General features: G+C 40.5%; 17 protein-coding genes. 12 read left to right on the top strand and 5 right to left on the bottom strand.

Going from position 1 to position 13,728, the window contains the following annotated elements; translation table 11 throughout:
* Positions 1 to 171 precede the first annotated feature (171 nt).
* The gene (locus J536_RS13740) at positions 172 to 495 is read right to left on the bottom strand and encodes a hypothetical protein (RefSeq protein ID WP_032063134.1); all 324 of its coding nucleotides are present in this window, start codon (positions 493 to 495) and stop codon (positions 172 to 174) included.
* Positions 496 to 696: 201 nt separating this feature from the next.
* On the opposite strand from J536_RS13740, the gene J536_RS13735 reads away from it, so the two are divergent.
* The 8 genes from J536_RS13735 to J536_RS13700 all read left to right on the top strand — a co-directional run bounded on the left by J536_RS13735 (position 697) and on the right by J536_RS13700 (position 6,456).
* Complete coding sequence (locus J536_RS13735) at positions 697 to 1,572, top strand: urease accessory protein UreD (RefSeq protein ID WP_032063133.1); 876 nt, start codon at positions 697 to 699, stop codon at positions 1,570 to 1,572.
* A 101-nt stretch (positions 1,573 to 1,673) separates the two neighbouring features.
* Complete coding sequence (gene ureA, locus J536_RS13730; RefSeq protein WP_032056833.1) at positions 1,674 to 1,976, top strand: urease subunit gamma; 303 nt, start codon at positions 1,674 to 1,676, stop codon at positions 1,974 to 1,976.
* 11 nt (positions 1,977 to 1,987) lie between these two features.
* Positions 1,988 to 2,296 carry an urease subunit beta gene (locus J536_RS13725; protein WP_032056832.1) on the top strand — a complete coding sequence of 103 codons (309 nt, stop codon included), beginning with the start codon at positions 1,988 to 1,990 and terminating at the stop codon, positions 2,294 to 2,296.
* A 37-nt stretch (positions 2,297 to 2,333) separates the two neighbouring features.
* The gene (ureC, locus tag J536_RS13720; protein ID WP_032056831.1) at positions 2,334 to 4,034 is read left to right on the top strand and encodes an urease subunit alpha; all 1,701 of its coding nucleotides are present in this window, start codon (positions 2,334 to 2,336) and stop codon (positions 4,032 to 4,034) included.
* 70 nt (positions 4,035 to 4,104) lie between these two features.
* Positions 4,105 to 4,587, top strand: coding sequence for an urease accessory protein UreE (gene ureE / locus J536_RS13715; RefSeq protein ID WP_002117757.1), 483 nt, complete (start codon positions 4,105 to 4,107; stop codon positions 4,585 to 4,587).
* Positions 4,574 to 5,239, top strand: coding sequence for an urease accessory protein UreF (locus tag J536_RS13710; protein WP_032063131.1), 666 nt, complete (start codon positions 4,574 to 4,576; stop codon positions 5,237 to 5,239). The genes ureE and J536_RS13710 overlap by 14 nt, the downstream gene beginning before the upstream one ends.
* A gap of 23 nt (positions 5,240 to 5,262) precedes the next feature.
* Positions 5,263 to 5,877: an urease accessory protein UreG gene (gene ureG, locus J536_RS13705; protein WP_002117800.1), complete on the top strand. Its 615-nt coding sequence runs from the start codon at positions 5,263 to 5,265 to the stop codon at positions 5,875 to 5,877.
* Positions 5,878 to 5,886: 9 nt separating this feature from the next.
* The gene (locus J536_RS13700; RefSeq protein WP_032056829.1) at positions 5,887 to 6,456 is read left to right on the top strand and encodes a HupE/UreJ family protein; all 570 of its coding nucleotides are present in this window, start codon (positions 5,887 to 5,889) and stop codon (positions 6,454 to 6,456) included.
* A gap of 42 nt (positions 6,457 to 6,498) precedes the next feature.
* Here the strand turns inward: J536_RS13700 and rsmD are convergent, their stop codons facing one another.
* Positions 6,499 to 7,050 (bottom strand): 16S rRNA (guanine(966)-N(2))-methyltransferase RsmD, encoded by a 552-nt coding sequence (rsmD, locus tag J536_RS13695; RefSeq protein WP_032056828.1) that lies wholly within the window; start codon positions 7,048 to 7,050, stop codon positions 6,499 to 6,501.
* Positions 7,050 to 9,068, bottom strand: coding sequence for a penicillin-binding protein 2 (gene mrdA / locus J536_RS13690; RefSeq protein WP_002117576.1), 2,019 nt, complete (start codon positions 9,066 to 9,068; stop codon positions 7,050 to 7,052). The genes rsmD and mrdA overlap by 1 nt, the downstream gene beginning before the upstream one ends.
* Before the next feature lie 235 nt (positions 9,069 to 9,303).
* Between mrdA and J536_RS13685 the strand changes: the two genes are divergently transcribed.
* The 4 genes from J536_RS13685 (at position 9,304) to J536_RS25165 (ending at position 12,146) form a co-directional block, all read left to right on the top strand.
* Complete coding sequence (locus tag J536_RS13685; protein WP_002117557.1) at positions 9,304 to 9,822, top strand: hypothetical protein; 519 nt, start codon at positions 9,304 to 9,306, stop codon at positions 9,820 to 9,822.
* A gap of 61 nt (positions 9,823 to 9,883) precedes the next feature.
* Complete coding sequence (locus J536_RS13680; protein ID WP_005070566.1) at positions 9,884 to 11,197, top strand: membrane protein; 1,314 nt, start codon at positions 9,884 to 9,886, stop codon at positions 11,195 to 11,197.
* Positions 11,198 to 11,283: 86 nt separating this feature from the next.
* Positions 11,284 to 11,937, top strand: coding sequence for an adenylate kinase (adk, locus tag J536_RS13675; RefSeq protein WP_002117671.1), 654 nt, complete (start codon positions 11,284 to 11,286; stop codon positions 11,935 to 11,937).
* Positions 11,938 to 12,008: 71 nt separating this feature from the next.
* Positions 12,009 to 12,146, top strand: a complete 138-nt coding sequence (locus J536_RS25165; protein WP_002117672.1) for a hypothetical protein — start codon at positions 12,009 to 12,011, stop codon at positions 12,144 to 12,146.
* A 37-nt stretch (positions 12,147 to 12,183) separates the two neighbouring features.
* Here J536_RS25165 and nth read toward each other — a convergent pair whose 3' ends face one another.
* Positions 12,184 to 12,873 (bottom strand): endonuclease III, encoded by a 690-nt coding sequence (gene nth, locus J536_RS13670; protein WP_002117539.1) that lies wholly within the window; start codon positions 12,871 to 12,873, stop codon positions 12,184 to 12,186.
* Positions 12,874 to 13,665, bottom strand: a complete 792-nt coding sequence (locus J536_RS13665) for an RnfABCDGE type electron transport complex subunit B (RefSeq protein ID WP_032037251.1) — start codon at positions 13,663 to 13,665, stop codon at positions 12,874 to 12,876.
* Between the last annotated feature and the right edge of the window lie 63 nt (positions 13,666 to 13,728).

Below are 13,728 nucleotides of genomic sequence, written 5' to 3'. Positions count from 1 at the left end.
GGAAAATAAATAAAAAACAAGTAAACAGGCTATGAAATATAAGAGCCTAATAAAAGTTTAAGTATGTAATTTAATTTTAACAAAAGGTAATGTGAGTGAAATTTAATCAAAAAGAAAGATATAAAATTAAAAAAAGTATCCACTAAAAAAGTAAGTGAATACCTTTATATATTAAGGTTGAGAAGAAACCCCACCTAAAGAATCACAAGCTGATTTATAAAGTTGATATTGTTGCTTTAAAACTTCATCGAGCGGCATGTCGAATAACTCTTCACCATTCTTGTAACTTTCTACATATGAAGTCGCCTTTTCTTTGCTTACCGCTAAAGACTGCTGGTAGTAAGAATTGATTGAGCTTGTTGCAATCTGACTTGTCTCAACATTTTTACATTCAAAATTATGGAGAATTTTTTCTGCACGTGTGACCTCACTAGATTGGCCAAAAATACACCCAGTTAAAAAGACAAGTGGCGTTAACACGAAAAAAAGTTTCATGGAGAGCAAGTATGGAAGCAACGGTGGGCGCTATTGTATAAATAATTCCATGAGTTACTGTGGTTTTATGTTAGACATTGATTGTTTTTTAACTCATTAAAATCAAAAAATTGTATCTAATTTTATCATTTTGCTTATTTTTATATTTGGTGCGTATTTTGCTTATAACTTTAAGCACTTATTTTGAACATATGAACCAGAATGAATCAGGTACAAACGTTTTCAAAAAACTCTTTAGCACCATTTTGGTATGCGCGATTAGAGCTCGGATTTTGTTTTGAAAATTCGCGCACCATAATGAGTCATAGAAAGCACCATGGCCCTGTAAGGGTGCAAAAAATGCTCTGGCCTGAAAAAACAGGCGTATGTCATGCGATTATTGTACATCCTCCAGCAGGAATCGCAGGAGGAGATCATCTTACTTTTCAAATTGAAACCAAAGATCAAGCTTATGCGGTTGTAACGACTCCTGGTGCGGGAAAGTGGTATAAAACCAATGGGAAGCAGGCCTTTCAGCATATTCATCTTCATGTCCGAGATCGGTCTATTTTGGAGTGGGTTCCACAAGAAACGATGCTGTTTGATGGAGCTCTAGCACACTCAGAAACTCATATTCATCTTGATCTTGCTGCCAGTTTTATTGGCTGGGATATGTTGGTACTTGGGCGGCAGGCACGCGCTGAACGTTTTGTGCAGGGAAGTTATCACAACCAGTTTAAGTTGTGGCGAGAACAAAAATTATTGGTTGCAGATACATTGTTTTTTGAGGGTGAAGACCGTTGGCTTAGTTCGTGTTTAGGTATGAATAATCAAGCAGTAATGGGAAGTTTTTGGGCCGTAGCACCTGAGAAATATCGGTCATCATTTTATTTAGAACAACAGCTCGAACTCATTCGCGAATTGATGATGCGTATGCAAGCACCTGTAACTTTAACATTATTAGATGATGTAGTTTGTGCGCGTTTCTTGGGAAATGATGTCCGACATTGCCATGATGCATTTGCGGCAATAAGAGCAAGATTAAGACGTTATTGGTTTGAATTAGATGAAGAATTTCCGAGAATTTGGAGAACCTAAGTTACGTTAAATTGCGTATTTAAAAAACGATTAAAACAAGTATGCTGCTTTTGAGCACGTATTTTGCTTAAAGAAAGTTAGATGCTATTTAGGAAAGAGATATGGAACTCAATCCAACAGAAAAAGATAAATTACTTATTTTTACCGCAGGGCTAGTCGCTGAGCGCCGTAAATCTCGCGGCTTAAAGCTAAATTATCCAGAAGCTATCGCTTTTATTTCTGCTGCTTTGCTTGAAGGAGCACGGGATGGTATGACGGTGAGTGACTTGATGCATTACGGAACAACTTTATTAAAGCGCGAAGATGTGATGGATGGTGTGCCAGAAATGATTGCTGAGGTTCAGGTCGAAGCAACTTTTCCTGATGGCTCGAAATTAGTCACTGTTCATCAGCCAATCGTATAAAAGGAGCGTTTATGATCCCTGGTGAAATCATTACTCCAGATGCAGACATTGAGCTGAATGTTGGACGGCAAACTTTAAAGATTGTAGTTGCTAATATTGGCGATCGGCCTATTCAGGTGGGTTCTCATTTTCATTTTTATGAAGCAAACGATGCACTACAGTTTGACCGTGAAACAGCGAAAGGCTTTCGATTAAATATCGCGGCAGGCACGGCAATACGTTTTGAACCGGGACAAAGTCGAGAAGTAGAGCTTGTTGCTTTAGTGGGTAAGCGAGAAGTATATGGTTTTGCAGGCCGAGTCATGGGCAAGTTGGATTAAACATAACAACGATAATGAAAGAGATGAGTAATAAGTTATGAAAATGTCACGTCGTGCATATGCTGAAATGTTTGGTCCAACGGTTGGTGATCGTATTCGCTTGGCTGATACAGAGCTTTTTATTGAGGTTGAGCAAGATCTAACGACTTATGGTGAAGAAGTTAAGTTTGGCGGTGGTAAAGTCATTCGTGATGGAATGGGGCAATCTCAACTTTTAGCTGATGAAGTTGCCGACACTGTCATTACTAATGCCTTGATTGTGGATTGGTGGGGGATTGTAAAGGCTGATGTTGGCTTAAAAAATGGTCGAATCTGGAAAATAGGGAAAGCAGGAAATCCTGATATTCAACCTGACATTACCATTCCTTTAGGTGCTGCAACAGAAGTGATTGCGGGTGAAGGGCAAATTTTAACGGCAGGGGGTATTGATACTCACATTCACTGGATTTGCCCGCAGCAAGTTGAAACCGCGCTAATGTCGGGTACAACAACAATGGTGGGTGGTGGTACGGGACCTGCGGCTGGAACTTCAGCAACCACAGTGACTCCAGGTCCTTGGCATATTGCGACCATGTTGCAAGCCATTGATGATTTACCTATGAATATTGGCCTATTGGGCAAAGGTAATTTGAGTTTGCCAGACCCAATTCGTGAGCAAATTAAAGCTGGGGTAATCGGGTTAAAACTACATGAAGATTGGGGCTCCACACCGGCAGCCATTGATAACTGTTTGAGTGTGGCAGACGAGTTTGATGTACAGGTCGCTATTCATACAGATACCTTAAATGAAGGTGGGTTTTTAGAAGAAACTCTAGCAGCTTTTAAAGATCGTACGATTCATACGTACCATACCGAAGGTGCGGGTGGTGGGCATGCTCCCGACATTTTAAAGGCAATTGGACAAAGTAATGTCTTGCCGTCTTCAACTAATCCAACACGTCCTTATACCATCAATACTATTGATGAGCATTTAGATATGCTCATGGTTTGCCACCATTTAGACCCAGCAATTGCTGAAGATATTGCATTTGCAGAAAGTCGTATTCGCCGTGAAACTATTGCCGCTGAAGATATTTTGCAAGACTTAGGTGCAATTGCCATGATGTCCTCTGACTCTCAGGCGATGGGTCGTGTGGGTGAAGTAATTATACGTACTTGGCAAACTGCTCATAAAATGAAAATTCAACGTGGTCCTTTAGAGGGTGATAATGATTTTCATGATAACAATCGCGTTAAACGCTACATTGCCAAATATACAATTAACCCAGCCATTACCCATGGTTTAAGTCATGAAATCGGTTCGGTTGAAGTTGGAAAACTTGCTGATTTAGTGTTATGGAAGCCTGCGTTTTTTGGTGTGAAACCTTCCATGATTATTAAAGGTGGCATGATTGCAGCGGCACCGATGGGTGACATTAATGCTTCAATTCCGACACCTCAACCCGTGCATTATCGCCCAATGTTTGGGGCTTATCCGCGAGGGGTGCATAACACTTGTATTACCTTTTTATCTCAAGCAGCAATCGATGAAAAAGTTGCTGAGAAGTTAAATCTTAAAAAGTTAATTAGCCCATGTAAAAACACGCGTGCAATTACTAAAGCCGATATGAAGCACAACACATATTGTCCAGTTATGCATGTTCATCCTGAAACTTATGAGGTGCGGGCTGATGGTGAATTATTAACGTGTGAACCTGCTGACGTGTTACCAATGGCTCAGCGATATTTCTTATTTTGATGAATTTTATAGAGGTGATTTGCCTCATTACTCTAGATATGAAAGAAATAAATAAGGAGAGAAAAGCTAAATGAAAATCTATACCCAACGACTTGAAGATATTTCTCCTGATCAGGCATTTGAAACGGTTGAACTGACTTTTGATACCCGCCAAAAATCCCGCTTTCGAGCAGCTTTAGCGAGTGGCATCGATATTGGTGCTGATTTACCGCGTACTGGTATTTTGCGTAGTGGTTCATATATTGCAACGCAAGAGGGTGATGTATTACGTGTTGACGCGAAACCTGAGCGATTAATGCAAGTCACTGCTCAAACCGATTTTGATTTACTTAAAGCTGCCTATCACTTAGGTAATAGACATGTACCGTTAATGTTGACCCCTACAGCTTTGTATTTTGAGCCTGATCATGTGCTTGCAGAAATGGTAGAAGGTTTAGGACTTACAGTTTCAGAAACTGATCATCCGTTTGAACCTGAAAGTGGCGCTTATGCACAGCATAGTCATGATCATCGTTTAAGCCCAATCAAAGCTTTACATCATGTCCACTCATAGTGCCGCGCAATTACTGCAATTACTGACATTGTCTTCTACGGCATTGCCAGTTGGGGCGTATTGTTATTCGCAAGGTGTAGAAACGGCGATTGATATTGGCCTAATACATGACGAAACCTCGGCAATTGCTTACTTTGAAGAAGTGCTTGAGATGTTGTTGGTGAGGTTTGAGTTGCCCGTATTAAAGCGTCTCATGCAATATCATGATGACTCAGAACAGTTTCTGGTATGGACAAATTTGTATAAGGCCAGCAGAGAAAGTAAAGAACTCTTGGCAGAATCTCAACAGCTGGCATTTTCTTTAAATGCGTGGATTAAAGATGTTTTAAAAAAAACAGTTGAGGTTAAAAAGCAGTTTGGTTTCGTACCAGTCTATGCACAGCTATGTGGTCGACTCGAACTCAACGACATGGATGTACTTACGGCTTACACCTTTACTGTTTTAGAAAATCAGGTTTTAGCCGCAGTAAAAACTGTTCCTTTAGGACAAATGGCTGGGCAAAGAATTTTATGGCACTTGCATGGTTTAGTACCACAAGCGGTAGAGAAAGCTTTGAAGCTTAGTGATGAGCAATTGAGCAGCGCTTTACCTCGTTATGCCATGCTAAGCATGAAACACGAAACACAATATTCACGGTTATTCAGATCTTAAGTTTAGGAAAAAGGATAAAAATCATGACAGAACGTAGTCCATTACGAGTTGGAATTGGCGGACCAGTGGGTTCGGGTAAAACAGCACTTACACTTAATTTATGTTTAGCCTTGCGTAATAAATACAATATGGCTGTGGTGACAAATGATATTTACACCAAAGAAGATTCAAACTTTTTAACCCGTAATGAAGCGATGTCACCAGATCGTATTGTGGGTGTTGAAACAGGTGGTTGTCCGCATACGGCAATTCGTGAAGATGCTTCAATTAACTTGGCTGCAATTGATGATTTGTGTGAAAAATTCGAAGGCTTAGAACTCATTATTATCGAAAGTGGTGGTGATAATTTAGCTGCGACATTTAGCCCAGAGCTCTCTGATTTAACTTTGTATGTTATTGATGTCGCAGGTGGAGAAAAAATCCCTCGTAAAGGCGGGCCGGGTATAACCAAATCAGATTTACTCATTATTAATAAAACTGACCTTGCGCCAATGGTAGGTGCAAACCTTGATGTCATGGACCAAGATGCGAAACGTATGCGCGGTGAAAAGCCATTTTTATTTTCAAACATGAAAACACAAGATGGGCTTGAAGAAATTATCCAATTTATTGAGAAACAAGGGCTGTTTAAAGCTTAAGGAGAGATTATGGACTTCATAAAAAAATGGAGTGTAGCGCTCCTTTCATTATTGCCAGCACTTGCAATGGCTCATCCGGGACATGACCATGCACATTCTGGTTTTATGGCAGGGTTTATTCATCCGTTTACCGGTTTAGATCATTTAGTCATGGCTTTAGGTTTTGGTGTCTTGTTATGGTCAGCAGCTAAACAGTGGAAAATTGCTGGAGTCATTGCCTTAAGTACTACCTTAATTGTAGGCTTTTTAATAGGTGCTCAAGGTTTGGTACCAGTTAATATAGCTGAATACGGCATTGTTGCTTCTTTAGTTATTACAGCAATTGCTCTATGGACAAAATCAAATAAAGTTTTACCTATTGCCGCGGCATTACTTGCAAGCTTCCACGGTATTGCTCATGGGGTTGAGTTAGCACATGCTGGGCATATTGTTGCATTAGTAACTGGTATGGTTGCTGGTATGGTGCTCATCTATTTGGGTGGATTGGTGTTAGGTGCTGTGCTTACCCGATATGTGCCATATGGCAAAAAAATTGTTGGCGCCTGTGCAGCAGTTGTTGCAGTGATTGGCTTAAGCTAACTAAAACCTTGCAAAGCAAAAGGTAGCTTTAAGCTACCTTTTTTATTCGCCGACTTTTTGGTAGAGCCCAGCGTGGACTGTGCCAGCTTTAGTGGTTTTAACTTGTTGCCATGTTGCGGGAAGTTGAAGCTGAGATAAATCTCGGTCAGCTTCAACATAAATGTATCCATTTTTTTTAATATGAGGCTCGGCCAAGTTCGAGAGTTCATGCCATAAATCAAGACTATAAGGTGGATCTAAAAAAACCACATCGAACTGTTCTTTTAAGCGGGGTAGAGCTTGTTGAGCCGTTGCATTAATTAGATGACAGTTTTGGGCTTTTAATAGTTCAATATTATCTTTTAAAAATCGTGCCTGAGTTTTGTCAGGCTCAATCATATAAACAGATGCAGCACCACGTGACAGAGCCTCAAAACCTAATGCACCAGAGCCTGTACAGATGTCGAGAACTTGAGCATTTTGAATATCCCACATGAGCCAGTTAAATAGAGTTTCGCGTACTCTATCTGGGGTTGGGCGTAAGCCATCAATGCTAGCGAAAGGCAGTACTCGTCTTTTCCATTCGCCGCCAATTATACGTAATTGATTTTTCATTATTCATCGGCCTCATTGGTAGCAGGACGAGCAGGAGCAGCTTGCGGTGTTGATGCTGCTGGTTTGTTGGTGGTAGCTGTAGCCGATGCTGGACCAGAACTTTCACCGCCGCTTGGAAGTTCACCTGGTTTAATTCCTGCTGTCATTAGCCCGCCATTGACTTGGTGATTTGCTGGACGAATCGGGTTTTTCTTACGAGTTAATAGCCAGTAATCAAATACAGGTCTTGCAAGTTGAGCAGCTGAACCACCATGACGACCATTTTCCCAAATGACTGCAATCGCAATTTCAGGTTTTTCAGCAGGGGCAAATCCAACGAATAAACCATGGTCAAGTTGACGTTCACTCAAGGCTGCTTCGTTATAGCGTTTACCCTGTGCAATACTCTTAACCTGTGCTGTACCTGTTTTCCCTGCAATTTGGTAGAGGGGAGTACGAATACCGCGGCCAGTACCTGATTGAATTACATCAATCATGGCATCACGCATTTGAATCCAGTCTTCATCAGTGCCGTTGAATTTGATTTTGCCATCAGGCGCATTACGTACTGTAAATGGTTTTGCACCATGCGTTGCGCGTAAAACATGAGGCGTTACATGAGAACCATGATTTGCCGTAATTGCTGTTGCCATCGCAAGCTGTAATGGAGTGGCTGTAAACGCGCCTTGACCAATACTGACAGAAATAGTTTCGCCCTTCATCCATTTCGCTTTACGCGTACGCATTTTCCATTCAGGACTTGGATAAAGGCCTTCACTTTCACTTGGTAAATCGACACCTGTTTTTTGACCAAATCCAAATTGGCGCATCCATTGGTTCATTTGATCAATACCCATTTGATGGGCAAGAATATAAAAATAGGTATCACAGGATTGCACAATCGCTTTATGCATATTCACGATGCCATGACCAGATTTCTTCCAGTCACGGAACTTATGTGAATCACCAGGTAGATGGAAATAACCAGGATCAGAAATTGCTGTTGACCAGTCTACAATACTGTAGTGTAAACCTCCCATTGCTTCCATTGGTTTAATGGTAGAACCAGGTGGATATACACCCTGTACAGCACGGTTGTAAAGAGGTTGGTCTAAATTATCGCGTAGTGAACTGTAGTCAGTATGACTAATTCCAGTCACAAACAAATTAGGGTTAAAACTTGGGCTAGACACTAAAGCTAGAATTTCACCTGTACGAGGATCAATAGCGACAATAGCTCCACGACGACCTGCGAGCTGCTGAGAAGCGACAACTTGTAAACCGTAATCTAAAGATAAATAGAGGTCATTACCGCGAGTAGGGTCTTTACGACCTAAATGACGTAATACATTACTATGTGCATCTGCTTCAACAGATTCGTAACCGGGTGTCCCATGTAGTAGGTCTTCATAGCTTTTCTCAACACCAATTTTTCCAATTAGGTTGGTCCCAGCATACAAGTCTTTATCAATACTTTTTAATTCTTTATCGTTGATACGCCCGACATAGCCAATCACGTGAGCAAATAATTCACCGTGTGGATAATAGCGAGTCATTTGTGTCTCGATTCTAACACCCGGAAACTTATATTTAGCCTCACTAAATTTAGCAATATTGGCTTCAGTTAGATTAAGTTTAATCGCGACGCGTTCAGTTTTACGGGCAGTTTTTATACGGCTTTTAAAACGGTCAATATCTTCTTGCGTTAAATCTAAAATAGGCTGTAATTGCTCAATGACACTATCAACATCTTCTACATCTGTTTTACTTAAAGTTGCTGTAAAAACAGGATAGTTATCTGCTAGTAATACACCGTTTCTGTCATAGATATAACCACGAGCAGGCGGAAGTGGTTGCAAGCGAATTCGGTTTTTGTCAGATGCAGTCGAGAATTCGTCGTAGTGAAAAATTTGTAGATAAGCGTATCGGCTAATTAAGACTAATAAGCAGATGGTCACGATCCCTACGGCAAAAAAGATACGACCTCGATAAATGCGCTTTTCTTGCTGGATATCTTTTAAAGGAAAGTGCTGTTTCATAAGGATCGACTTAATGACATAGGGTAGAAAAATAGCTGCTTATTCTAACGCAAGAGCGCTTAAAATATTGCATAATTTTCAAAGTTTCATTGCATTTTAATAAGATACTTTTTGACTTTGCAGACAACAAAATTGTAGATACTTGTATATAAGAAGCAAAATAATTCTGTTAAAGTCTCTCATTCAATAGAATAGGGTTGTTCTCATCATACGATTAGGGAAAATGGAGAAAATAATGAGAAAAATTTATCCCTTACTTGCAGTTTTGACAGTAAGTAGTTGGGCCCATGCTCAAGACTACTCGTTTCTTCCGGAAGCAAAATTAGCAGGACATAATGCATCTACTTGGAATGTGGGTGCCGGAGTTACTCAAAAATTATTACATCTTAACGGTGAATGGGTAAACCCATATGGTATTGCATATGCGAAAGCTGGCGCATTTTTGAATGGTGACAAAACCGCTGGTGGTCAAGTTGGCTTCCGATATCCTTATTATCTTACTGGCACAGACAAAAATGGTTACTATATCGGTTTCTATGCTGGTCATCTTGATAGTAAAGAGGTCGATGGTGATTTTAAATCCCGTTTAGGTGCGGGGGTTGATTTGGCCTATGTGTGGTTAAATTCAGAAAGAATTAGCACTTTTAGTGTGGGTATCGGTGCGGCTGAAAAATTAACTGACCAGAACGGAAATGTTGCTGCAGATACTAAACCACAAATTCAATTTTCTTATTCTCTAAGTTTTGGTTTATAAAACAAAGCAGTTTATCGTTAACTCGCCATAAGCAGAGCACAAATAAATACGAGAGTCTTACATGTTAGAGTACGTCAGTGGATTGTGGCAGACCTTTTTACACAGACCTGATTTTTGGGCCGTTTTGAGTATTATTCCCGTAACGGCTTTTGTCACATGGGCACATGTGTGGATGGCTTTAAAAATGGTATTTTACCCAATTAAATTTTGGGGATTCCATTTAGGACCATTGCCAGTAGGTTGGCAAGGTATCGTGCCACGTAAAGCAGGACGTATCTCTGGAATTATTACCGATAACACTTTATCTAAATTAGGCTCATTGCGTGAATTTTTAGAAGCAATGGATCCTGAAGATATGGCCCGTATTATTGGTGAACAAGTCGGTTTTGAACTTGAACATCTTATTGATGAAGTCATGATCGATCGTAATGCTGTGCTTTGGGAAAATCTACCTTATTCAATTAAACGCCGTATTTATGCTCAAGCACATAAGCAATTGCCGGGTGTGCTAAAAGAATTAGTGACTGAGCTGACCATGAATGTAGAGTCACTGGTTAACATGCGTGAAATGGTCGTGAGCCAGATGGAAGGTGATCGCCGTTTAATGGTACGTATGTTCTTAAAGGTGGGTCAAAAAGAAATTAACTTTATTTGGCATATTAGTGCACTGATTGGGATGTTCTTTGGTATTTTCCAAATGGTGGTTTGGTTTGTAGTACCATGGCACTGGACAGTACCATTTTGGGCTGCAATTTGGGGCTTTTTAACTAACTGGATCGCAATCTGGATGGTGTTTAACCCAATTGAGCCGCATTATATTCGTTATCCACAGATTTTTAGATTAACAAAAGATCGTAAGTTTCCATGGATTGTACCAGTTCTTCGAATTGGGACCTATAATGTCCAAGGCGCTTTCATGAAGCGTCAAGAGGAAGTCTCTGATGTGTTTTCGAGCGTAGTCACAGAAGATCTGATCACGTTAAAATCGATTATGACCGAAATGATGTACGGGCCGCGTAAAGATAAAACGCGCCGCATTGTTAAGCGTCATATTAACGAAATCATGGAAACCCCGTTAGTTCGCACCTCTTTACAGCTTTCTTTAGGGCCAAGAGAGTACGCAAGATTAAAGACGGACTTGATTGATCGTTCAATTGAAATTACGATGGGACCCGTATGTGACCCAGCACTGAACGCAAGCCGGGCACAGAAGATTTTTCAAATGTTTAAAGAGCGTATTCGTGAACTAACACCAAAAGAATTTCAGAATTTATTACGTCCTGCATTTCAGGAGGATGAGTGGATTCTTATTGTACTAGGTGGGGTAACCGGATTTATTGCTGGTACAATACATTTGTTTGTGGCTTTCTTATAATTCGATGTCAGGCAGGATCTATTGAAGATTAACGAGACTTTTTCTGCCGGACTTCATATTCATTGTTTTAAATGAGGATGTTTTTTATGCGCATTATTTTACTCGGACCACCTGGAGCAGGCAAAGGGACTCAGGCTCAGTTGATCTGTAAGCGCTACAATGTCCCACAAATTTCAACCGGTGATATGCTCCGTGCTGCGATTCGTGAAGGTACTGAATTAGGTCTAAAAGCTAAAAGTGTAATGGAATCTGGTGGTTTGGTTTCAGATGAACTTATTATCGGTTTAGTAAAAGAACGTATTGCTCAACCTGACTGTGCAAATGGCTGCATTTTCGATGGTTTCCCACGTACTATTCCACAAGCTGAAGCTTTGGAAAAAGAAGGGATTAGCATCGATCACGTGATTGAAATTGATGTTCCTGATGAAGAAATCGTAAAACGTCTTTCTGGTCGTCGTCAGCATCCAGCTTCTGGCCGTGTTTATCACACTGTATACAATCCACCTAAAGTGGAAGGTAAAGATGATGAAACTGGTGAAGATCTTGTTCAACGTCCAGATGACCAAGAAGAAACAATCCGTAAGCGTTTAGCGTCTTATCACACTGAAACAGAGCAACTGGTTGGTTTCTACCAAGGCCGTGCTGCTTCTGGTGAAAATGCTCCAACTTATGACAAGCTTGATGGCTTGCGTACAATTGAAGATGTACAAAAAGATTTGTTCAACATCTTAGACAAATAATTTAATATTGTTTGTGATAAGGAGCCCTCTTTGTGAGGGCTCTTTTCTTTGATTAAGTGCAGGAGAACAATATGAAAATCATATTGATTTTGGTGGTATTGCTGAGTCTGGCACTAGTAATATTTTTGGCTTTTCAAAGCTACAAAATGCTAAGACAGGTTCAAAAACAAGCAAAAGAAGAGCGTAATGAAAAAAAGCGTCTAAAGTAAGTTTGATTGGGTATGATCCCTATACCCAACCATATTTTTAAGCTTCAATATTTTTAATGGCAATTTGCTTTTGTGCGCCAAATTCAAAGCGATCAGGCCAGTTACAGACATCTGCAACAACACATTCTGCACATTTCGGTTTACGGGCGATACAACAATAACGACCGTGTAATATGAGCCAGTGATGTGAATCTAAAATAAATTCTTTAGGAATGACCTTAATTAAGCGGTGCTCAACCTCAAGAACATTTTTACCTACTGCTAAACCAGTTCGATTTCCTACTCGGAAAATATGAGTATCGACAGCCATGGTGGGTTGTCCGAAAGCCGTATTTAAAACCACGTTAGCTGTTTTACGCCCGACACCCGGTAAAGCTTCTAAATCTTTTCTGTTGCTTGGAACTTCGCCGTTAAATTGTTCCATTAAAATCTTACAGGTCTTGATGACATTTTCGGCTTTTGCGTTATAGAGACCAATTGTCTTGATATATTCCTTTAACCCATCTACGCCCAAGTTATAGATTTTCTCGGCTGTATTCGCCACAGGGTAGAGTTTATCAGTTGCTTTATTAACACTTACATCGGTCGCTTGAGCTGACAACATAACTGCAATAAGTAGCTCAAATGGAGATGAATATTTTAACTCGGTTTGAGGTGAAGGTCGTTGTTCGCGAAGGCGTTCAAAGAAAATTTGAATCTGCTTTTTCGTCATATTCTTGACGGCCATTCAGACCTCCTGTAATTGCATGAGTTGCTGTTGAAGTTCTTCAAGTTGAAGACGTTTTTTAGCATCTTCACGTACACTGAGTTGTTTTTCCAGTTTCTTAATTTGCGTACGAATTTTCGCTAACTCAATTGTAGTTTTTGCATCAGTTGACACAACTTCTTTGGGTTTCTCGATGAGCTCGATTGAAGGCACTTCATCAAGTGCCTGAGAGAACTGGGCAAACAGTTGGGTATCAATTTCAGCACGTACTACAGGCCCTTTACGGTGAGTACGACGTTTTTCTTCGCGCTGAATGTGAGCGTAATAACGTTGTCTTAAATCATTTTGTTCAGCAATACGCTGTTGCTCATTTGGTAATGCTTGCGTGTCTTCGACCAAATCAATGCAATCTACCGGACAAGGTGGAATACATAACTCACAACCTGTACATAAGTCAGTCAAGATGGTATGCATGAGCTTACCACTTCCAATAATAGCATCTACAGGGCAAGCACTAATACATTTGGTGCAACCAATACATTCATCTTCTCGAATAATCGCTTTCATTCGCTGAGGGCGCCCATCGGCCTGTACAGGCCATACGCTAGTTTCAGCGGTTAACACAGGACGATTTAATAGATTTGCGAGTGCATCGGCTACAGGCTGACCACCTGGAACACATTTATTTGCTTCTTCACCTTCAGCAATCGACTTTGCGTAGGGTAGACATCCATCACGATGTCCACATAAACCACACTGAGTCTGTGGTAATAACGCATCAATCTCGCGTATGAGAGAAATAGATGAATTCATAGTGGGCAAATAGCTTGGTTAAAACGATGCGATAATGAAGAAAAACCTAAGTAAGGTCAATGG

It is taken from the genome of Acinetobacter sp. 809848 (assembly GCF_000581275.1).
Taxonomy (GTDB): domain Bacteria; phylum Pseudomonadota; class Gammaproteobacteria; order Pseudomonadales; family Moraxellaceae; genus Acinetobacter; species Acinetobacter pittii.
The sequence above is the reverse complement of the archived record's forward strand: the minus strand, read 5'-3'. Positions and strand labels throughout refer to the sequence as shown.